This window comes from Rhizobium sp. NPDC092011 (assembly GCF_044756305.1).
Taxonomy (GTDB): Bacteria; Pseudomonadota; Alphaproteobacteria; order Rhizobiales; family Rhizobiaceae; genus Rhizobium.
In genome coordinates, this window is record NZ_JBIVSO010000010.1 from 1 (window position 1) to 20,683 (window position 20,683).

Consider the following 20,683-nt stretch of genomic DNA (forward strand, 5'->3'; position numbering starts at 1 on the left):
AAGGTGACGCCGAAGCTCGGGGTGACCGGCGGCTTCTCCGGGCTCGACGGCTCGGGCGCCTTCGCGGCCGTCACGGTGGGCATGAGCCTGCAGACGCAGAACTTCTGGATGCTCGATGCCAGCATGCTCTTCAACATCGAGGGCGATGGCCAGAAATCCGTCGGCGCTAAACTCGCTGCAGCCAAGAAGTTCTGAAGCAGCAGACGAAGCTGAGCCCACGCAGCAAAGGCGCCCTCGCATGATCATGCGGGGGCTCTGTTTTCGAAGCGGGATGTGATAATTTCTACCTGATTGTTCATACCCTTATACCGTCATTGTTCGACAGTGGACATTACGTCCCGTCTTGCCGATCCGTATGAGCGAAATGAGCGAAGTTTGCCGATGACGATGCATGTCTGCATCGGGCCCTGCTGCTTGAACGGTGCTGGTGAGCTGGCTAAGTTGTGGTCTGCACTTATCAGGTTACACTCACCGAGCATGGCGATGAATACCTTCCTTGCATTGATGCGATTTATCCTGTTCGAACCAAATCGGTGACTTGTTACCATCGCCGCGATAAAAGCCCCTTTGCCGAAGGCACCTCAGCCTTCTGTCGCGACATCGTCGAGTGACCATTGGAGGGGGACGGTTGATGAATATCAAGCAATTGGAAGTGCTGCGCACGCTGCTTGCCACCGGTTCTACCATTGCAACAGCAAAGGCGATGGGTTTCAGCCAATCCGGCGTGAGCCGCATGTTGCAGCAACTGGAAAGTGATCTCGCCATCACGCTCTTCGTTCGCGACAAGGGGCGATTGATCGCGACGCCGGAGGCGATGGTTCTCTCTCGCGATGCTGAGAACATCCTGCTTGCAGTCGAGCGCATGTCTGGCCATGCTGAAGATTTACGCAACGGCGCCTCGGGGCCAGACATCGTCCGCATTGGCCTGCCGAGCAGCATGTGGGAAAATTTCGCGCCGGCTATGCTGATAGACTACGTGCGTGATTTCCCCGGTGTGCGCATAGAAACCTTCTTTGAATCGACAATGGCCATCAGCAAGCTGGTCGAGGAGCGTGTCATCGATCTCGGTTTCCTCAGAATGGAGGGCGAGATCGGACCGGGCATCGACATCGAAAAGGTCGCCAGTGGCGAAAGCGTGTGTGTCGTTCCCAAGGATCATCCGCTTGCCGAACTCGACGAAATCACGGTCAAGGACCTCCGTAACATTCCCCTTATACTGATCGGTCGGCAGCGGCCGAACCGCATGGTGCTCGATCAGGCCTTTGCCCGCGCCGGGGTCAAGCAGATGGTCAAGGTTGAGACCCACACGAACAGCTCCGCCTGTTCCTATGTGGCGCATGGCCTCGGGGTTACCATTATCAGCAGCTTCTATGCCAACCTCTACCGCCATCTTCCTGTCGTGCATCGTCCCTTTGTGCCGCGTTCCACACAGGCCTTTGGACTGGCCAAGGCTGCCGGTGTTCCGCTCTCCATCGCAGCCCAGGCGTTGAGCAACGCGCTGAAGAAACAGATCCTGCTGTCCCAGAGCGCGAATGGCTCTGCTTGACGCGACGTGCCGGCGTCCGACATTGATGCACAGGCTGCGTCGGAGTCTGCATAAGCCTATGACAGAATCGCATAATATTGCGCCACTTTCCGCAATCCGTCATAGTTACGAATAATGAAATCGATGGTGGCCGACGAAAAGCGACCTCCAATCGTGGGGACAGAATGCTGAGATTTATCCTAAGCCGTCTAGTGATGGCGCTTCCGACAATCGCGCTCGTTGCGGTGACGGTCTTTGCGCTGATCCGTTTCATTCCCGGCGATCCCGCAGCACTCATGCTCGGGGATATGGCACAGCCCGACCAGATTGCCGCGATGCGCACCGAGCTCGGTCTCGACAAATCGATGCCGCAGCAATTCGTCATCTGGGCAGGCAATGTCCTGCATGGCGACTTTGGCAAATCGATCGTCAATGGCGAAGCTGTGTTGCCACTCGTCGCATCGCGTTTTCTGGTCAGTGCTGAAATCGTCGTTGTCGCCGTTTTCCTGGCCAGTCTGATTGCCGTTCCGGCCGGTTTGATCGCGGCGTGGCGCCAAAACAGTTTGACCGATCTGGCATTGGTCGGAACCGCGACCGTGCTGCTTTCCATTCCCACCTTTTGGCTGGGACTACTGCTGCTTCTTCTCTTCGGCCTCAAGCTCGGCTGGCTGCCGGTCTTGGGCTACGTGTCGATCGGCGATAATGTCGTCGGTGGCCTGCTTTATCTCGTCTTGCCCATCATGACGCTTGTCATCCATGAGATGGGTGTGCTGATCCGCATGGCGCGCGCCTCGACGCTGGAAGTGCTGCGGCTCGACTACATCACCCATGCACGGGCCAAGGGGCTTTCTGAGAGCGCAGTCCTTTGGCGCCACGCCTTCAAGAACGCGTTCGGGCCGACCTGGACGATGATTGGTCTTATCCTCGGCAACCTGCTGGGCGGAATTGCTGTGATCGAGACGGTGTTCACCATTCCTGGTCTTGGCCGGTTGATGGTCGATAGCATTTTTGCGCGCGACTACCCGGTCATTCAAGGCTGCCTGCTATTTGTTGCGCTGTCCTACGTTCTGGTCAATGTCGTCGTCGACCTTCTCTATCCCCTGTTTGATCCGCGTGTGGTTGCCGAATGAAGACCCTTACTCTCAACGGCCTGGTTGGCGGCATCCTCGTAGCTATCCTGCTCGTCACCGCCGCGGTCGGATTGTTTTGGACGCCCTTTGATCCGACAAAGCTCTCGTTTACCGCGCGGCTTGTCGCACCGAGCGCCGTCCATCCTCTGGGGACTGACGAGTTTGGCCGCGATGTGCTGAGCCGCCTGATGGTCGGCGCGCGTGCAAGCGTCTGGATCGGTGCGCTCACGGTTGTTTTGGCAACCGTCTTCGGCACCTTGATCGGTCTTGTCAGTGGCTATGTCCGCGGCTGGGCGGACGGCGTGATCATGGCGATCAACAATGCACTCCTGGCCTTTCCGGGCATTCTCCTGGCGCTTGGCCTGCTGGCGGTGTTTGGCGCCAATCAATACGGCATTATCTTTGCGCTTGGCATTGCTTATACGCCGTCGATGGCGCGTGTCGTTCGGGGAGCGGTTCTTTCCCTGCGTGAGCGCGAATTCATCGAAGCCTCGCGAGTGATGGGCAATGGGGAACTCTACACGATGTTCCGTCATGTCTTGCCGAACTGCCTGGCGCCGATAACCGTGCTGGCGACATCGATGTTCGGCTGGGCCATTCTGTCCGAAAGCGCACTGTCCTTCCTCGGCCTCGGCGTGCCGCCGCCGGCTCCAACCTGGGGCAATATGTTGGCGGCCGGACGGCCACTCATTCAGCAGGCCGTTTGGCTTGGTCTCTTCCCTGGTCTCTGCATCGCATTGACGTTGCTCGGCATCAATCTTCTGGGCGATGCCTTGCGTGACAAGCTCGATCCGCGCATGAGGGGTCTGAAATGACATCTGAAACGACAGCGGACACGCTACTCAGCGTCCGTGACCTTGCACTTGAGGTCGTAAGATCAGGCCAAAGGGTCGTCAGGGACGTCAGTTTCGATGTCGCGGCCGGTGAGATCTTCGGCATTGTTGGCGAAAGTGGCTCTGGCAAGACACTTGCGACCCGTGCGCTGATATCGCTTCTGCCACAGGCGATCGGCGTTGCCGGCGGTCGCGTGATCTACAAGGGACGCGACGTCTTCGCGATGAAGAACCGAGAGCTCCGCGATCTGCGCGGCGCGGAAATCGGGGTCGTCTTCCAGGAGCCGATGACATCGCTCAATCCGTCGATGACGATCGGCCGGCAGCTGGAGGAGGGGCTCATTCTCCATACCGAACTGTCGCCCGATGAGCGCCGCATAAGCATTCTCGACATGCTGAATAGGGTTGGGATCCGCGATCCGGAAGGGGCGCTCGTCTCCTATCCGCACGAGTTTTCCGGCGGCATGCGTCAGCGCATCATGCTTGCCTCTATCATGCTCCTGAAGCCGGCGCTTCTGATCGCCGACGAGCCGACCACGGCACTCGACGCAGTCATCCAGCGTGATGTGATGGAACTGATGGTTGACCTCACGCGGGCGGAAGGAACGGCCGTTCTGCTGATCAGTCACGATTTGCCGATGGTGGCACGCTACACGAACCGCATCGTCGTGATGGAAAAGGGCGCGGTCATCGAGCAGGGGCGCACGGAAGATCTCTTAGACGCGCCAAAGCATGCCTATACAAAGAAACTTCTGTCTTCTCTGCCTTTTCGCACCGAGGCGCGCCATATCGATGCATCGCGTGCGCCAATGGTGTCCGCACGCAATGTCGTTGTCGACTACGCCGGCCGCAAATCGCTGATGAAGAGAGGCAAGCCGAAGCGTGCGCTGCATGGCGTCAATGTCGATATTCATGAGGGCGAGGTTGTCGCGCTCGTCGGCGGATCAGGGTCTGGCAAGACGACGCTTGGCCGTACGATTGCCGGTCTCGTCACGGAGAGCGGCGGCGAAATTCTCTTCCAGGGGCGGTCGCGCAAAGAGAATTGGCACGACTATCGCCTGAACTGCCAGATGGTTTTCCAGGATCCTTACTCGTCGCTGGATCCACGAATGACGATCCTCGCGCTTGTCGAAGAGGCGCTCAGGTTTGTCCCTGACCTTGAAGGCGGCGCCAAGCGCAAGCGGACGCTGGAAACGCTGGAGGAAGTCGGACTCGGCGGCGACTATGCAAACCGCTATCCGCATGAACTGTCTGGCGGGCAGCGTCAGCGCGTGGCAATCGCTCGCGCCATTGCCAGACGTCCGCGCTTTCTGATCGCGGATGAGCCGGTTTCCGCGCTTGATGTCACGGTCAGAGCCCAGGTGCTCGACCTCTTCTCCAACCTGCAGAAACGCTACGGCTTCTCGTGCCTGTTCATCAGCCACGACCTCGGCGTCGTCGAACAGGTCGCCGACCGTGTCGTCGTCATGCAGGACGGCCGGATCATTGAAGAGGGCGACCGCGATACGATTTTCGATTATCCGAAGGAGGCCTATACGCGCCGGCTCCTCTCGGCCATTCCCGCCCTTGGTCAAAATGACAAAGGTGGCGTGGCACTCAAATGGCGCCTGGAGAACTGATGTGAGCAATTCTTCCAACTCCGCTTCGGTTGCCGAGCGGCTCGCAGACATCTGCGATGCTCAGCCATTCGTGACCCGCTTTAGCGTCCTCAACCTTCGGACTGGCGAGACGATCGAACGCGGCGCTGACGATGAAACCCCTTCGGCAAGCACCCGCAAAACCTCGATCATGATGGCGGCACTGAAGGCCGCCCAGGACGGACGCCTTGATCTGGACGAGCCCGTCACCTACGAAGCGCGCTTTGCGGAGGAAGTGGCATCTGGCATGTTCCGCTATCTGACGCCTGGCATCGTCATCTCGCTACGCGATGCCATTACCGGCATGATGGTGCTAAGCGACAATGTCTGCACCAAGATGGTGTTCGAACGGCTGACGCTTGAAGAGGTGGGCGGTTATTGCAAGTCGATCGGCCTTGTAGGCACGCACCACCGCTTCCTGATCCCACCACTGGCTCTGTCTCCGGATCACGCACTGAAATCGGTGACGACGACAACCGCGCGAGATCAGGCCGTGCTTCTGCAGATGATCCTCGATGCGCAGACGTCATCGGCCGTGCGAGAAAAGCTCGGCGTCTCCGCCGAACTTTGCGCCTATGCGCTGCAGACACTGAAGAACCAGATCCTGCGCTATGCCATTCCCTCGCGCCTACCGTTCGGCACGGTCGTTGCCCATAAGGGTGGGACCGGCAAGCGTGGGCGAATGAATGCCGGCATCGTCTATCGTGACAGTGCGCCGTACTACATCATATCTGCCTATACGGACGAGGTTCCGCTTGCCATGCCGGACGGTACGCCCGGATATACGATGGCTCTTGAGACCATCGGCAGGCTATCGCGCGCCTGTTGGGACGGTTTCGCATTATGACGAAGAACGACAAAACAGAGGGCACAACAGTGAAAAAGCTTCTTCTCGCAGGGACGATCCTGCTCGCATTGGCGCATGTCGCAGTAGCTCGCGATATCACCGTTGCCCAGAGTTCCGATCTGCGTAGCAACAATCCCGGTGTCAACCGCGACGGCAACACCGACGGTGTCATTCTGCATATTGTCGAGGGGCTCGTTGGCTACAATAACAGCGGAGAGGTCAAGCCGCTGCTTGCCAAGAGCTTTGAGACCTCCGCCGACGGATTGACCTACACATTCAAGCTCAGAACCGATGTCAAGTTTCACAATGGCAAGTCGCTGACGGCGGATGATGTCGTCTGGAACTGGACGCGCTACCTGAAGCCCGAGACAAAGTGGACATGCCTCTCCGATTTCGCCGAAGGCGGTGCCGCGCATGTGACAGGCGTCAAGGCTATCGACGCGTCAACCGTCGAAATCAAGCTCGAAAAGCCGTCCGCAGTTTTCCTCGGCCTGATGTCACGTCCGGAGTGTGGATATACAGGGATGATTTCTCCTGATTCCGTTGGTGCAGACGGCAGCTTCATCAAGCCGATTGGCACCGGTCCCTTCATGTGGGACGAATGGAAGAAGGGCGAATATATACATCTCAAGAAATTCGTCGACTATGTCTCGCCGCCCAACGATGGCAAGCCGGATGGCATGGTCGGCTCCAAGCGACCGCTTGCCGACGGCATCAAGTTCATGGTCATCCCCGATCCTTCAACGGTGAAGGCAGGATTGGAATCGGGTGTCCTCGATACGGCCGAACTCTCGCCTGATCTTATTCCGGAATTCAAGACGAACCCGAAGATGCAGCTCATCGTCGCCCGCAACAACGGCAAGAACCTCTTTTACATCCAGACCCGCGACAAGCTGCTTGGCAAGCCCGGCGTTCGTCGTGCCATCGCGATGGCGCTCGATCTCGACGAACTTGTCGCCGCTGCATCGAATGGGACCGGAGAGGCGAACGGCTCGATGGTATCGCAGGATTCGGTCTATTTCGACGCAACGCAGAAGAAGCGCCTTCCCTATGACGTGGAAGCGGCAAAGAAGGAGCTCGATGCCGCAGGCTATAAGGGCGAGCCGATCTCCATCATCGCCAACAAGCGCGGCAACGTACCGAGCTTTCCTGTTGCGGTGATGGCGCAAGCCATGCTGCAGCAGATCGGGCTTAACGTGCAAATTGAGGTGCTTGACTACGCGACACAGGTCGATCGCCGTCGCTCTGGCAACTATCAGATCATTTCGCAGTCGGTGGCGCCGCGTCTCGATCCGGCACTGATGTACTCCTTCTACGTCGGCGACAAGGACAAGAACGCGTCTCTGATGTGGGATGACCCCAAGGCAATCGAGCTGATGAAAGCGGCCTATGTCGAGGCCGATCAGGCAAAGCGGCAAAAAATCTTCGACGAGTTCCACGAACTGATGCTGAAGGACATGCCCGGCATCTTCCTCTACGACATGGTCGATGTCTGGGGTGCGGCCAAGACGCTGAAGGGGCAGCCGGTCTGGCAATCGAACGCGCGCCTCTGGGAAGTCTCGGTCGACTAGGCCAGCCTTCCGCGCCCTCTATAGGAGCGGTGCTGGAACAATCCTCTTCAGTGTTGTCCGGGGGCTTTCCGCCGGGCGACGCATCACGCCCTGCCGCCGGGTTAAATTGCAATGCAAGGACATGCCATGAACCATGACGCCCTAGTAGCGATCGCTGAGGCGATCGAGGTGATGAAGCCGGACTTTACGAAACTCAGTGACAGCATCTGGGATTTTGCCGAGGTGAAATTCGAGGAGAGGCGCTCTTCGGAACTCCTGGCAAGAACGCTCGAAGATAACGGCTTTGCGGTGCGTCGTGCAGTTGCCGGCATGGATACGGCCTTTATCGGCGACTTTGGCACCGGCAAACCTGTCATCGCCTTCCTCGGGGAATTCGATGCGCTGGCTGGCATGAACCAGGTCGCGAATATTGCTGTCCACGAAGCTTTGACCGAAGGAGCGACAGGACACGGGTGCGGCCACAACCTGCTTGGCGTCGGTTCGCTGATGGCGGCGATTGCGCTCGCCAACGAAATGAAGGCGAACAATCTTCCCGGAACAGTGCGTTATTACGGTTGCCCAGGCGAGGAGGGCGGCTCGGGCAAGACCTTCATGGTGCGGGCTGGTCTGTTCGACGATGTCGACACAGCGCTGACCTGGCATCCGGCACCCTTCAACGGCGTCCGCTCGACAAACAACCTTGCCGTCCTCGAATATTACTATCGCTTCAAGGGGATAGCGTCGCATGCATCAAACGCCGCCCATCTTGGGAGGTCGGCGCTCGATGCAGTCGAGCTTATGAATGTCGGCGTCAACTTCCTGCGCGAGCACATGCCGCAGGACTGCCGCGTGCATTATGCAATCACCGACGCCGGCGGCAAGGCCGCAAACGTCGTCCAAGCCAAGGCCGAGGTTCTCTATCTGATCCGTGCTCCGGAAATGCCGCAGGCCCTCGATCTTGCCAAACGGGTCGAGAAGGTCGCGCGCGGTGCCGCCATGATGACGGAGACAGAGGTCGAGGTCGTCTTCGACACCGCCTCAACCAACCTTCTGCCCAACATCGCTCTCGAGACCGTCATGCACGAGAACATGGTCGCGCTTGGGCCGATCGCGTTCGACGAGGCGGACCTCGCATTTGCGAGGACCATCCAGGAGACCTTTACGGACGAGGCCATAAGGAGCTGCATTCGGCTCTATCAGATCAAGGGCGATGTCTTCTCCAACACCAGGATCGACGGGTCGACGCCGCTGCACCTCGGCTTGCGCGCATTTGAAGGCTATTCGCATTTCCGCGCAGGCTCGACGGATGTCGGTGATGTCAGCTGGGTGACGCCGACGGTGCAGTGCTGGACGCCTGCCTGGGCGATTGGCACTAACCCTCATACCTGGCAGGTCGTCGCGCAAGGGAAAAGTGCGGCGGCTCACAAGGCGATGGCGCATGCCGCAAAGACCCTTGCGGTCACCGGGCTCTCCCTGATGACGTCACCGTCGCTGCTGGCGGAAGCTCGGGCGGAATGGCGGGAGAAAACCGAAGGCAAGCCCTACATATGCCCCATCCCGGAGAATGTCATGCCGGGCAAAGGTTGATCTCGCTGCAAGGCAAGGTGAAGCCACGGCAACGTGTATTCTCCGGGTCTCTACAAATCTTCCTTTGTTCGCAAGATATCAACATTGCAAGCTCTGACTCAGGTTGGTGGCAAAGTGACCAGGCGCTGCTGCTACTTGGAAATTCCAATGTCCTTTCACTGCTCCAGAGAACGCGATTCTTGCCGTCAGCCTGTCCATGGCGCGACAGGCTTTGGCAACTATAGTGCCGGCAAATATGTCTGTGCGCTTCACACCGGGCGCGGACTGCGCAAGCCGTATCGTCGACGCGATCGACGTTACCGGCTCTTTCATAAGGTTCCCCTCGTTTCCAATTACTCATGCTTGGCAGCGAGCAGGGACACGGGCGTCGCAGCGCTTGCTGTTCTCGACAAGACGAATGAGAAGAAATACTCGGCCCGTATTTCTCGCAGCCGCCGCCTTCCCGGTCCGGATCGACAATGAACCGGCGACTGCTGACGACAAGATCTTCTTGTTCAATGGCGAAATGCGATCGGACACCAATACTTTTATGATTTTGCGGCGTGAATGGAACAAAGTAACGTTACATGCGTTAAAGGCAGTCACCGACTGCCATTACACCAGCTTTCCTTAATGACTCCGATCTGCGAAGCTCGCGGACGTCCAGTTAAGGGCGCGTTTCCTGCGAGGATCCAAGTTTGCGTCCAAGAACCCCATCAGAGGCCCTTACCCCTAGCGTCGGTTTTGGGCTCACCAGCGAGCGGGCGTCTGAGGAACTCCGCAGTCGCGAGATATGGTTATCCGGCCAACGGCGAGCGTTCGAACTGGCGCTAGGCGAAGCGCCGCTCGCAGAGCCGCTACAGGTCCTGGTCGAGACTGCGACAGACGTCCTAGCAGGGGAGGCTCAAGCGGCATTTTACCTGACAGCGGCGGATGGCAAAACGCTTCGTCACGTTGTCGGCATGTCCGATGATCACATACGGGCTGTCGACGGCATCGAAATCGGCCTCGAATCCATTACTCGCGATCGCGCACCACATGGCGGTGAGGTCGATCTAACTTCAGTCCTCCCCACCGACTCCCGGCGGGAACCATGGATCTGGATGGCGGAAAAATTCGGATATCGCGGTTGTTGGAGGCTCCCCATCCATACCACGGCCGGAAATTTCGTCGGAGCTTTGGCGCTTTATTGGCCGGAGCCACGCGAGATCTCGGCTGATGACCTTGATCGCGCCGAGTTGATCACCCAGACCGCGGCTATCATCATCGCGCGGTACAAGGAAGCGGAGAGGCGCAAGGCTACTGAGGAGCGGCTCAGGGAAACGCAGTCGCAACTTCAGAAAGAGTTGGAGGACAGCGAGCTTCTCAGGCAGATCAGCGTCGAGCTTGCCGTCGCGGATGATGAGAACGCGCTCTACAGGAAACTGGTGGAGGCTGCCGCCAAGATCATGCACTCGGACGTCTGCACCGTACAGATATTCCACCCGGAACGCGGGCCTGCAGGTGAACTGCAGATGTTGGCGTCCACAGGATTGAACGCCGAGGGCATGCGTTACTGGGAATGGGTCCGTGGCGATTCCGGATGCACCTGCGGCGAGGTGCTGCGGACCGGGCGTCGCGCCATTGCAGAAGATGTCGAGACCTGTTCCTTCATGGCGGGGACACCGGACCGCGAGGTACTGCTCGCGGGAGGAATCCGTGCCGGGCAGAGTACGCCGCTGGTGACGCGCAACGGCAAGCTGGTCGGGATGATTTCGACCCACTGGGGTAAGCCGCATCAACCGTCAAGCCGTGACCTTCGCATGCTGGACATTCTGGCGAGGCCCACTGCGGATCTGATCGAACGCAAGCGCGCGGCAGAAACCCAGCGATTGCTACTCAACGAATTGAACCATCGAGTGAAGAATACACTGGCAGTCGTGCAAGCCATGGCGACCCGTACTCTCTCTCGAACCAGCGATCCGAAAGAGTTTGCCAAAAGCTTCGGTGGACGCGTCCAGGCACTCGCGCGCATCCACGACATGCTGGGCGCAAAAAGCTGGGAGGGCGCGGATCTGCGCGATCTGATCCAGGCGCAAACCTCCTCTGGTTCGGTGGATGAAACCAGATTGACGGCGGTCGGCCCAGACGTGCGCCTGGACCCGCAAATGGCGCTGCACCTCGCGCTCGTCTTTCACGAACTGGGCACCAACGCCATAAAATATGGGGCCTTGTCGATGGCCGCCGGAATGGTAACGGTCGAGTGGACGGTCGACGATGCACTACGTATTTGCTGGACTGAGCGAGGCGGCCCTCACGTCATGTCGTCGTCGTCAAAAGGTTTCGGCAGCATGCTGATCGACCAGAGCATCAAAGGACAAGGAGGCGAAGCGATGATGACTAGCGAACACGAAGGGGTCCGGTGGGACATCACGCTTCCCTATGCTTCAGGCATAGCCGACAGGGATCGGTCGGTTCAGGCCATTGCGTTGCCTCTTAAGACAAGTGGCGATGACTATCCCGGCAGTCTTAAAGGTCGCCGTTTGCTTGTGATCGAGGACGAGCCCTTGATTGGGATGGACATCATTGCCGCGCTTGAAGATGCTGGCGCCGATGTCGAGGGTCCCGTAGCCTCGATTGATGAGGCGTGCGCTCTGATCGAGCGCTTGCGCTTTGACGGCGCGCTGGTCGATGCCAATCTCCGCGGACAGCCGGTCGATGCGATCGCAATTGCATTGTCGGCGCGCAACGTTCCATTTGCTTTCGCCACCGGCTATGGCAAGGACGGTCTTCCACAAGGATTCCGGGATATTCCAATCCTGAGCAAGCCTTTCGGTCCAGAGCAGGTGGTCGCGGCGGCTATCCGTCTTCTCACGCCGGGAATCGCATCGAAGCGCTGAGGCATTATGCCATCGGATCTGAATATGTCGCTCGTCGATCCGGCACCCTAGCCCGCGCGGACCGTGCCGTTGTGGCTGCCTTGCAATTTGCATCAATGGTTGCTGATGCGTAGGGTCTCTATCACAGCAATGAATTTGCATGGCCAGCCGGTTCGCGGCATGAGGGATTTCGTTCGAAGAGCAGCCGCGTCTGGGGCGGACAATCGAAAATGCGACCGCGGCTTCTTCGTGCGTGAACGAACGTCCTTTGATGTTCGCAGCAATTTGAAATTTCGCTATCGGGGAAACTATTGATTTCCGCACGGACGTGAACCCGTCATGCTGTAGCCCTCTTGAGTTGCGTCAAGCAAGGCACATCAAACCAGGCCGCCTTCTGGATAAATTGAGTCTCAACTTCCTCTGGTGATCGATATCCGAGTGCCAGGTGTGGATGCTTGGAATTGCAGATCCGTTCACTGGACCGCGACAGACGCGCGGTGATGTTCGCAAAGATCGCAGGCGGCGTGACAGACGCCTTTAATGTTCCAGGCCTGCGCATCGTAACAAGGGTTGCCAAAGGCATCGTCTAAGTCTTGTCGGCAACCATCATCATCGTGGTGATTGTCGCCTGGTAGGGGGCGGCCTGTTGCGAAATCACGGCCATCGGCCGTGATCTCCTTGTCATGATCAGAAACCTAGAAACGTGCGCCGGTCATGCCCGGACGCGACCGCGGCTCACGGACGCTCCGGTTGCGATCAGGTCCTCGTCCTCGTCACGCTGCGACCCGCCGAGCGCCGCCGCAGCCGACGCGATGAACGCTCCGACAAGCAGCGAGAGCGCGCCTAGCAATGCCGTTGTCGCCGCCGTTTTGCGCGCGGTGTCGGCAGCCTTTTGAGTTGCGATCTTTGCGTCGTCGATGCGCTTTAAGACCGAGTCGACACGTGCTTTGGCGTCGGGTTCAGATAGTCCCGTTCGGGATGCGACGACCGTGGCGATGTAGTTCTTGTCGTCATCAGGCAACTTTCCCTCAACGGCTCCATTGATCAATATGCGCGATATCTCGGCAATTGCTGCGCGGTCATCGCCTGTTGTGCGTTGCTGCCCTTGACCGGGACGCAAAAGTGCATCGGTAAAGTAAGACATTGATCCGTTCATGTCAGAAGACGCGGTTGAGGCGGCAGCCGCGGCCGTAGCACTCACGGCCTTCGAACCGGATGCTGCAAGTGACGTCAACGAGAGCGCGAGGAAGCTCGCGACAACTAGCGTCGCCAGCGCCCAACTGATGAAGCCATGGACAGTATCTCGAAAGAAGACTTCGTCCGTGTGGACTGCGGCCCATTTGGTGCGAAGCCGGCCCGTTAGATAGCCACCGAACGCCGATGACAGCCACTGAACGATGACGAGCCATATTGCCGACGTAACGGCCAGCGACCCGACCGATGCTCCCTGGCCTTGCCAGGGTGACACCATTGTCAATCCCAAACCGCTTCCCAACAACAGAAGGATGAGGCTGATGCCGGTTGCCGCCACGGCACCGCCGATCACAGGCCCCCATGAAAGCGCAGACTGCGAGGATTCAATCGGCATGACGTCCGATGTGCCTGGAACTGACATTGCCGCCTCCTATCGCATGAACAGGACGAGAAGGATGACGATCGGCAATGGAATACCCAACAGCCAAAGAAGAATACCACGACCCATGATTAAAACTCCTCTCGAATTCTTGATTTCATGCGTATCTGCAACGCGGCCGTAAACCTGTTGTTCCTTCCGCCAAGTGCGATTGTTGCGCTCAACCTTCACGATCGCTTCAGTGAGGCTGTTCCGCTTGTCGCCAGATGAGAGCTGCGGATGGATTGCTTGACTTTGGTCAGTGCCGGGCCGGCACGATGGACTGCATTTCCCCGTCATGGCCAAGGAACCCGCACATCGGTGGGGCGTTATCGCGACATGACCAGGTTGATTTCCAAGCAAGATGCGGCCGCTGTTGCAGCACAGGTAAAACTTGCCTGCGGCTTGACTTGGATTGCCGGCCTCGAAACCGGAATCAGTCGAAAAAAAGGGAAAAGAGGGTTTCTCTACTATTCGTCGGATGGCGAAAGGATTGCCGACCAAGTGGAGATTGCACGTTTGAACGCTCTCGCCATCCCACCCGCCTACATCGACGTGGTGATCTCCGAGAATCCTCGCTCTCATCTCCAGGCCGTTGGAACCGACGCACGGGGCCGAAAGCAGTATCGCTATCATCCTGATTGGCATTCAGAACGCGGGCGCGCCAAGTTCGACCGTCTCGTCGAATTCGCCGGGCATATTCCGACGATCCGCCGGCAAGTTGATGCAGATCTCCGATCCCGCGGCCTCACCATGGACAAGGCCTTGGCAACCATCGTCTGGATGCTGGACAATCTCTATATTCGCGTCGGGAATAGGGAATATGCCCAGGAAAACCGATCCTTCGGCCTGACGACGCTTCGAAACCGTCATGTTCGCGTCGATGGAGGGCGCGTCAAGTTCCGTTTCAAGGGCAAGTCCGGAAAGGAATGGAATCTCGTCCACACCGATAGACGGATCGCCAATGTCGTGCGTCGGCTTCAGGAATTGCCGGGGCAGCAGCTCTTTCAATATGTCAGCGAGAACGGCGATTGTCGCCAGATTACCTCGCAGGATGTCAACGCCTATATTCAGGAGACTTGCGGTCGCGATTTCAGTTCGCGTCAGTTCAGAACATGGGGGGCGACCTGCATGGCGGTGTCCGAACTGGCTTCACTTGAAGCCGCTTCATCGCAGAGAGCGGTTGCATGCCAGATCAATGACGCGATTGATGCCGTAGCAGCGACACTTGGCAACACACGTTCGGTCTGCAGGTCGTCCTATATACATCCCGCAGTTTTCGAGGATTTCAAACAAGGGAAACTCGCCGACATTCTGAAATTCAGAACCAGGAGCGCGACGCGCCTTCGCTGGATGGAGCCCGAAGAAATTTGCGTGGAGCGGTGGCTTGCGGAGCGTGCGTCGACGCTCTCGGATCGATGATCGCCGCAAAAAGCCGCTCGGATACATTTAGGCCACAGGTCGCCTCCATTCTGGCCACCCCGATTGTCAAGCCCTTTACGTCAGATCACGGTCAAGATGCGGCCGGAATAACACATGGCCTCACGGAGCCGCCCGAAGCCAACCGTCACGAGGATCTTCACCTTTTTGGCTGATGATCGCTCTGTGTCTCACCGGGCCTGATGACTGGCGTGTCACCAACTCTCGGTGCTGGTTTCTCTATCTGGCTGTCGCCCACTGCGGGTGGCTTTAGTACTCCGGCGCAATCTGACAGCTTTTTGCTCGGGTTGCTTTCTGTTGCTCTCGGAGCTTGATCGTTGCCCTGATGCTTACCGTTACCGTATTGACGCGTGTCCATCACTTTGCAACGGTCGTTGTTTGAGGTTGATTGCGCGAGGGCCAAACTTGATAATGTCGTCACTGACAGCCCGGCTGCCAGCACCATATTGCGGCAAGCCGCCGACAAGGTCAGCCCATTCATAGACAGTTGCCGGTTAAACCTGCGTTGAGATGATCGTATCAACGCTGATCGTGCCCTCAACGACACCGCGTGTCTTATACTCTCTGCTATTGCTCACCTCGATGACCGTATAGAGCTTTTCGTTGCGGAAGACGCTTGCCATATTAGTCGTTTTGTCTTCGGCTGGCGCGGCATCGATTTCCATGAAGTCCAACTCTCGCTCTGACGCCACAATGCGTGCATCGCCGGACGTGCGTGCGGCAACCAGGATTTCGCCATGTGATCTGGCACCGAGCCAATTGGGATCATTGTCGGCGGCAATAGGAACCAGGCGGTACAGCTTGAGGGGATCATCCATCACTTTTGCTCCTTGAAGACTGAAAAAGGCCCCAGATCGGATGGGTAAGAAGCTCGTCTACCATTTCGTTGGTTATGGAGAGAAAGCGGAAAAATCTCCATATTCTTCAGCACCATCGCGTCCGCTTGGCACAATCTGTGACCTCATGAATCCAACGTTTGGTGGCGTAGATTGTTCCTGCCGATCCCATGCCTTGAAGCAACTCGCTGGAACCATAGACATCCACTCCGATTGCTAGCGCATGGGATCTAAACCAAGAAGCATTCTATGCCGACCGGACAACCGAGAAGCAAACGTCCAGCACCGTGGTCATACACGCACGCATCTGTTGACGATCCTGGTCGGCGCCGCTCGCCGCAATTTTATGGGGCGGTCTTGAAGCCGGGCACTACGTGAGACCCGTCATCGTCGGTAGGCTAGGCGGCCAGTCAGCCGCGACGGCCTACAGAACTAACGCGTGCCGACGCGTTTCCCATGGTTTGCGCGTTGTCGTTTGCGTGACAGCCTTGATCTTCGCCGAAATGAGCGAACTTGTGCCACGAGCTTCAAATGACTTTTGATCATCCAAAGCGACGGCTATCGTCGCTCGTGTCCCCGCTGCCATCATGCAAATCGTCTGGCCTGGTGCCCCCTCGTCGCATGACAAGCACCTCTCGCCCGTCTGCGGATGCTTTCGTTCGCTCCTTCATGTCCCATTCCTTGGCGGCCTGTTCCCAGTGAAGTTCGCTTGTTCCTGACGGCCGCCCGGCCGCCTCCCATATCGAGTAGGCTCTCTTGCTGATCCATTCGAACCGTTCGTCGGCCATCGTCTACTCCTTGTTTTGTTGAGTCTTCGAACCGCGGTCATGGGCTAAAGGTCCCCAACGCGGAACAATTTTCCGATCCAGATTTAGGTCCTGAAAGTCACAGGGGTTTGAACATGCTGGGGAGGCCTACAGGGGGCAGACCGGCATGGTCTTTTGTTTTGTCTCCGTGCAAGGGTCTCGATCTCCGCTTCCGGACGAGCTGGGCGTCAGGCAAATTTTCTGCAAAGGTCGTCCGGGTGGATAGGTTCTGACCGCGGCATCGACACGGGTCACCGCGTGCAATTCATATCGTCTTTCCACTGACTGCGTTGGGTGCTGTCATCGTGGTCAGCGTCTTGCTGCCTTCACAGCATTGCGATCCTGCTTCTGGCCATTGGAGTTTGATAAACTGTAGGTGGAGCCATCTCTGTTCGCATTGCCATTTGCAGTGAGCTCCCCTTTTGTGTTCCCATCATTTTGAGGCGGCAACCAGCCGTCGAACTCGGCTAGGCCCGAAGACTGTTTAGGACCAGGCTGGGCGTATCATGGGCCGGGTATCACGCAAGTCGGGCGTCTTCCGACCCCGGCAGAATCAAGTTCTGCGGGCGCTGGAGGTTGATGCCACGACCGATACCAGGAGTGGTCTCGCAGCGATTGCGAGGAGACCGAGAGGCATGTGGCGCAAGAGTCTTCCGGTGATAAATGCCGCGAGCGATGCCGCACTAAGTTTCAGCCATGGATGATTTCCGAGCTGGTCTCGCGCAGACGCATCAATCCATCGAACGCTGCCGCCGGCCACCCGCCGGGTCTGACGTTTGATCGCTCGAATGCGTGACTGAAGAATCTCCAGTTCTATCCGAAGCTCCTCCAGTCGCATCGTCAGCTCCAGATGGGACCGAGCACCGTCGGACATCCTCTCCTTGGCCAGGAGTGCGGTTTTCGCGGGAGGGATGACCGCAAGGGCTCTGCTCGAACCCGCGTCCACCGTTCGGTTCGATAGATCATGGTCGTGATCCATTGGTAAATCCTTCCTACGAGGGTGGTGAGCACCCGCTCTCAGCTCTTGTTGCCGCCTTCCGGACCATCAGGTTTCTCACCCGTGATCTCGCAAGGACGAGCGAGCGGCAGTGCCGAGGCATCACGTTATCTCGTTCTTCCGCCCGTCGGCATGGCGGCGTTCCTGCTCAAGCTCAGTGTCGACGATCAGCAGCGGTCCACATAGCGGCGGCCGTAACTGTCGCGGTAGTAGCATTGGCCCGGTTGACCGGCGACATTGCCGATCAGTGCGCCGGAAACGCCACCGATCGCGGCTCCAACGGCAGCCCCGCGGACATTACCGGTCGCGACGCCTCCGACGACGGCTCCCGTGGCTGCGCCAATGCCTGCGCCCTGCTCGGTTGGCGAGCATGCCGTCAGCAAGCCGACCACAATGCCTGCGGTGAACAAATGTCTCATCATCGTTTTCCTTCTGAAACGTGCATTCAATCTCATTCCACTCTGTCTAGTAGCTCCCCAGCGGACTCATCAGATACATTCCGATCAGCACACCGGCCTGGTTGCCGAGGCAATCTCAGATCCGGATGAACCGCCACCTCCAGGATCCATGCTGATCGCGCCAAGACGCGGCAGCAGGGCCCAAGACTGCACGGGAGCTCATAAAGCCCTTACTGAACCCTTTCGAGCGGTGAGAGTTCCCGAAATATTTTTCCTTTCTTATGCCGACCGGACGCGGCGCTAGATGCCTGGGGTGCAGCGCGGACATGCGGGTGGGGTTTTCCACGGCGGGCAAAGACATCCGGAAGGCAATATTCTCGCCTGAAAGGAACATCGGGTGGACACGCTCGTTCCAAGGCCGGAGGGAGACGCTGACGCTCTCGTAAGCTCATGTGCATGAGGTGAACCGATGAAGATCTTGATTGTTGAAGACGAAGCCATCATTGCCTTACATCTCAAGACAATAGTAACCGATGCCGGTTTCGACGCGCTTGGCCCCGCGTCGACCATGGAGCAGGCACTCGCCTACGCGCCACAGGCTGAAATCGCATTGATCGACGTCGGCCTCGCCGATGGAAAAAGCGGATTTCAGCTAGCGCGCAGATTGATCGATCGCCACTACACGACCGTGATCTTCATCACCGGTATTTCGAGCGTGATCGACACCGGATTTGCCGGCGCTTTCGCGATCATCGCGAAGCCATTTGCCGATGACGCTGTCGCGGAGGTTTTGCGTCGCGCCAGCAGTATGCGGCTGGCAGGCGGCCTCACCGTTCCGAGCTGACCGCTTGCGCTTCTTGATGGGCAAATGTCAGGCTCCAAATGACTGACCAGGCATCTATAGCGTCATTTGACCTCCGGCCAGACACAAAGAGCATCTCTTCCGGGCATGGTAGTGCAGTAGCGACGATCGCATCGGATAGATTGGCGACCAGACGCAGGATTGCGCCACCGAATTGCCATTTGACGCGGATCAGCGGGCCCTCTTGGTCCGAGACCGCCGATTGACCCTGCGCCCGTGCGAGGAGTGGAATGATTGCCCGGTGCCTGACAGCGATCAGCTGCCGATAGAATTCTTGGAATTGGCGGGCAGACCCGTCATCGCACCAGGGAAGCTTGGCTCTGAGAAAGGTCTCTTCAAGGGTCGGATCCGGCGCATCGTCTACGTCAAAGCCCGGCAGACGCTTCAACTCTTCGCGGCGGCCAATTTTGACGATGCTGTTGAGTGCCTGATCGAAGTCGCAGAAGAAGGGGAAGGGGGTGGCGCTCCCCAGTTCCTCGCCCATGAAAAGCATGGGGATCTGAGGCGAAAGCAGGTAGATGGCAGCGATGGCCTTCATAGAAGCCATCGGATGCCCGGCAACCATGCGATCGCCTTTTGCCCTGTTGCCGATCTGATCGTGATTCTGAATGAACGATACGAAGGCCGTTGGCGGGAGGTCCGCACTCGGCATTCCCCGCGACCGGCCACTATAGGCCATCGTTTCGCCCTGGAATGCGAAGCCCTCGGTAAGTGCCCGGCGAAGCCGCGGTCGGTAGTCCGCATAGTCGCCATAATAGCCGAACGTCTCACCGGTCGCTGCCACGTGAAGCGCATGATGAATATCGTCGTTCCATTGGGCTGTGAAGTGGCGGGGCCTATTGGCGGCATCCCGGGCGAGAAGTGCCGAATCATTCTCTTCGTTCTCCAGGATCAGATGAATTTGTCGGTCCGGAAATGCCTTCCGCACGCAGTCGGCGAGTTCGATGAGAACATGCGGGTTGCTATCGTCCTTGATCGCGTGCACGGCATCAAGGCGCAGCCCGTCCATGCGAAATTCGCCAAGCCAGTAAAGGGCGTTCTGAATGACGAATTCCCGCACGAAGCGGCTGCCTTCGGCGTCAAAGTTGAGGCCGTGGCCCCAGGCGCTCTTGTGGTGATCGCTGAAAATTGGCGCATAGGCCGTCAGGTGGTTGCCATCTGGCCCGAAGTGATTGTAGACGACATCGAGAAGGACGCAGAGGCCACGGGCGTGTGCGGCATCGACAAGCCTCTTCAAATCCTCTGGGCGACCGTAGCTGCTGTCGGGCGCATAGGGCAACACTCCGTCATAACCCCAGCCGCGACGCCCCGGAAAGTCGCCGATGGGCATCAACTGGATTGCCGTGACGCCGAGCCGCTTCAGGTAGTCAAGTCGCTCGATCACCCCTGAGAACGTGCCGGCGTGCGTGAAGGCCCCGACATGGAGCTCATAGATGACGCTCTCCTCCCAGGGTCTGCCCGTCCAATCCGACGTTTGCCAATCGAATACCGGATCGATCAGCTCACTTGGCCCGTGCACGTCGCGCGGCTGGAAGCGAGATGCGGGATCGGGAACCGCGCGGCCGTCGGGAAGGATGAAACGGTAGAGCTCGCCGGGCAAAGCCTGGGGCACCTCGACCGCTTTCCACCCATCTCCCCTCGGAAGCATCTCCCATTCTCCGCGCCCCTCGATCCTTAACCGAACACTGTCGGCAAGTGGGGCCCATAGGCGAAACTCGACCACATGCTCCGCGATTCTGGGTCCGAATGTGAAACTGTCGCACATGTGGCTTTATCCATGGCTGTT

18 protein-coding genes are annotated in these 20,683 nt (G+C 58.3%); 12 read left to right on the forward strand and 6 right to left on the reverse strand.

Going from position 1 to position 20,683, the window contains the following annotated elements:
• The 10 genes from ACIQJ2_RS28405 to ACIQJ2_RS28450 form a co-directional block, all read left to right on the forward strand.
• Positions 1–195: hypothetical protein (locus ACIQJ2_RS28405; protein WP_400672208.1), on the forward strand; the 195-nt coding region annotated here is incomplete at its 5' end.
• Between the two features lie 436 nt (positions 196–631).
• Positions 632–1,546, forward strand: coding sequence for a LysR family transcriptional regulator (locus tag ACIQJ2_RS28410; RefSeq protein WP_400672211.1), 915 nt, complete (start codon positions 632–634; stop codon positions 1,544–1,546).
• 164 nt (positions 1,547–1,710) lie between these two features.
• A complete protein-coding gene (locus ACIQJ2_RS28415; RefSeq protein WP_400672213.1) occupies positions 1,711–2,655 on the forward strand; it encodes an ABC transporter permease in 945 nt (314 codons plus the stop codon).
• Positions 2,652–3,470, forward strand: a complete 819-nt coding sequence (locus ACIQJ2_RS28420) for an ABC transporter permease (RefSeq protein WP_400672216.1) — start codon at positions 2,652–2,654, stop codon at positions 3,468–3,470. Before ACIQJ2_RS28415 ends, ACIQJ2_RS28420 begins: the two co-directional genes overlap by 4 nt.
• A complete protein-coding gene (locus ACIQJ2_RS28425; RefSeq protein ID WP_400672220.1) occupies positions 3,467–5,107 on the forward strand; it encodes a dipeptide ABC transporter ATP-binding protein in 1,641 nt (546 codons plus the stop codon). Before ACIQJ2_RS28420 ends, ACIQJ2_RS28425 begins: the two co-directional genes overlap by 4 nt.
• A 1-nt stretch (position 5,108) precedes the next feature.
• Positions 5,109–5,972: a serine hydrolase gene (locus ACIQJ2_RS28430; protein WP_400672223.1), complete on the forward strand. Its 864-nt coding sequence runs from the start codon at positions 5,109–5,111 to the stop codon at positions 5,970–5,972.
• Between the two features lie 29 nt (positions 5,973–6,001).
• Positions 6,002–7,543, forward strand: a complete 1,542-nt coding sequence (locus tag ACIQJ2_RS28435; RefSeq protein ID WP_400672226.1) for an ABC transporter substrate-binding protein — start codon at positions 6,002–6,004, stop codon at positions 7,541–7,543.
• A gap of 126 nt (positions 7,544–7,669) precedes the next feature.
• Positions 7,670–9,109: a M20 family metallopeptidase gene (locus ACIQJ2_RS28440; RefSeq protein ID WP_400672229.1), complete on the forward strand. Its 1,440-nt coding sequence runs from the start codon at positions 7,670–7,672 to the stop codon at positions 9,107–9,109.
• A 677-nt stretch (positions 9,110–9,786) separates the two neighbouring features.
• On the forward strand, positions 9,787–11,967 hold the full coding sequence (locus ACIQJ2_RS28445) for a GAF domain-containing protein (RefSeq protein ID WP_400672231.1): 2,181 nt from the start codon (positions 9,787–9,789) through the stop codon (positions 11,965–11,967).
• 434 nt (positions 11,968–12,401) lie between these two features.
• Positions 12,402–12,536, forward strand: coding sequence for a hypothetical protein (locus ACIQJ2_RS28450; protein WP_400672234.1), 135 nt, complete (start codon positions 12,402–12,404; stop codon positions 12,534–12,536).
• A gap of 122 nt (positions 12,537–12,658) precedes the next feature.
• Here ACIQJ2_RS28450 and ACIQJ2_RS28455 read toward each other — a convergent pair whose 3' ends face one another.
• Both ACIQJ2_RS28455 and ACIQJ2_RS28460 read right to left on the reverse strand, forming a co-directional pair.
• A complete protein-coding gene (locus ACIQJ2_RS28455) occupies positions 12,659–13,561 on the reverse strand; it encodes a hypothetical protein (RefSeq protein WP_199143290.1) in 903 nt (300 codons plus the stop codon).
• Between the two features lie 9 nt (positions 13,562–13,570).
• A complete protein-coding gene (locus tag ACIQJ2_RS28460; protein ID WP_400672237.1) occupies positions 13,571–14,062 on the reverse strand; it encodes a hypothetical protein in 492 nt (163 codons plus the stop codon).
• Positions 14,063–14,077: 15 nt separating this feature from the next.
• On the opposite strand from ACIQJ2_RS28460, the gene ACIQJ2_RS28465 reads away from it, so the two are divergent.
• A complete protein-coding gene (locus tag ACIQJ2_RS28465; RefSeq protein ID WP_400672239.1) occupies positions 14,078–14,980 on the forward strand; it encodes a DNA topoisomerase IB in 903 nt (300 codons plus the stop codon).
• Positions 14,981–15,492: 512 nt separating this feature from the next.
• On the opposite strand, the gene ACIQJ2_RS28470 is transcribed toward ACIQJ2_RS28465, so the two are convergent.
• The 3 genes from ACIQJ2_RS28470 to ACIQJ2_RS28480 all read right to left on the reverse strand — a co-directional run bounded on the left by ACIQJ2_RS28470 (position 15,493) and on the right by ACIQJ2_RS28480 (position 18,056).
• On the reverse strand, positions 15,493–15,816 hold the full coding sequence (locus ACIQJ2_RS28470; protein WP_400672241.1) for a hypothetical protein: 324 nt from the start codon (positions 15,814–15,816) through the stop codon (positions 15,493–15,495).
• A gap of 560 nt (positions 15,817–16,376) precedes the next feature.
• The gene (locus ACIQJ2_RS28475; RefSeq protein WP_400672244.1) at positions 16,377–16,622 is read right to left on the reverse strand and encodes a DUF2934 domain-containing protein; all 246 of its coding nucleotides are present in this window, start codon (positions 16,620–16,622) and stop codon (positions 16,377–16,379) included.
• 1,182 nt (positions 16,623–17,804) lie between these two features.
• A complete protein-coding gene (locus ACIQJ2_RS28480; protein ID WP_199143550.1) occupies positions 17,805–18,056 on the reverse strand; it encodes a glycine zipper domain-containing protein in 252 nt (83 codons plus the stop codon).
• A 448-nt stretch (positions 18,057–18,504) separates the two neighbouring features.
• Between ACIQJ2_RS28480 and ACIQJ2_RS28485 the strand changes: the two genes are divergently transcribed.
• The gene (locus tag ACIQJ2_RS28485; protein ID WP_199143300.1) at positions 18,505–18,879 is read left to right on the forward strand and encodes a response regulator; all 375 of its coding nucleotides are present in this window, start codon (positions 18,505–18,507) and stop codon (positions 18,877–18,879) included.
• Here the strand turns inward: ACIQJ2_RS28485 and treZ are convergent.
• Entirely contained in the window at positions 18,863–20,662 is a 1,800-nt protein-coding gene (treZ, locus tag ACIQJ2_RS28490; protein WP_400672247.1) for a malto-oligosyltrehalose trehalohydrolase, read from the reverse strand. The two genes, ACIQJ2_RS28485 and treZ, sit on opposite strands and share 17 nt — an antisense overlap.
• Positions 20,663–20,683 lie beyond the last annotated feature (21 nt).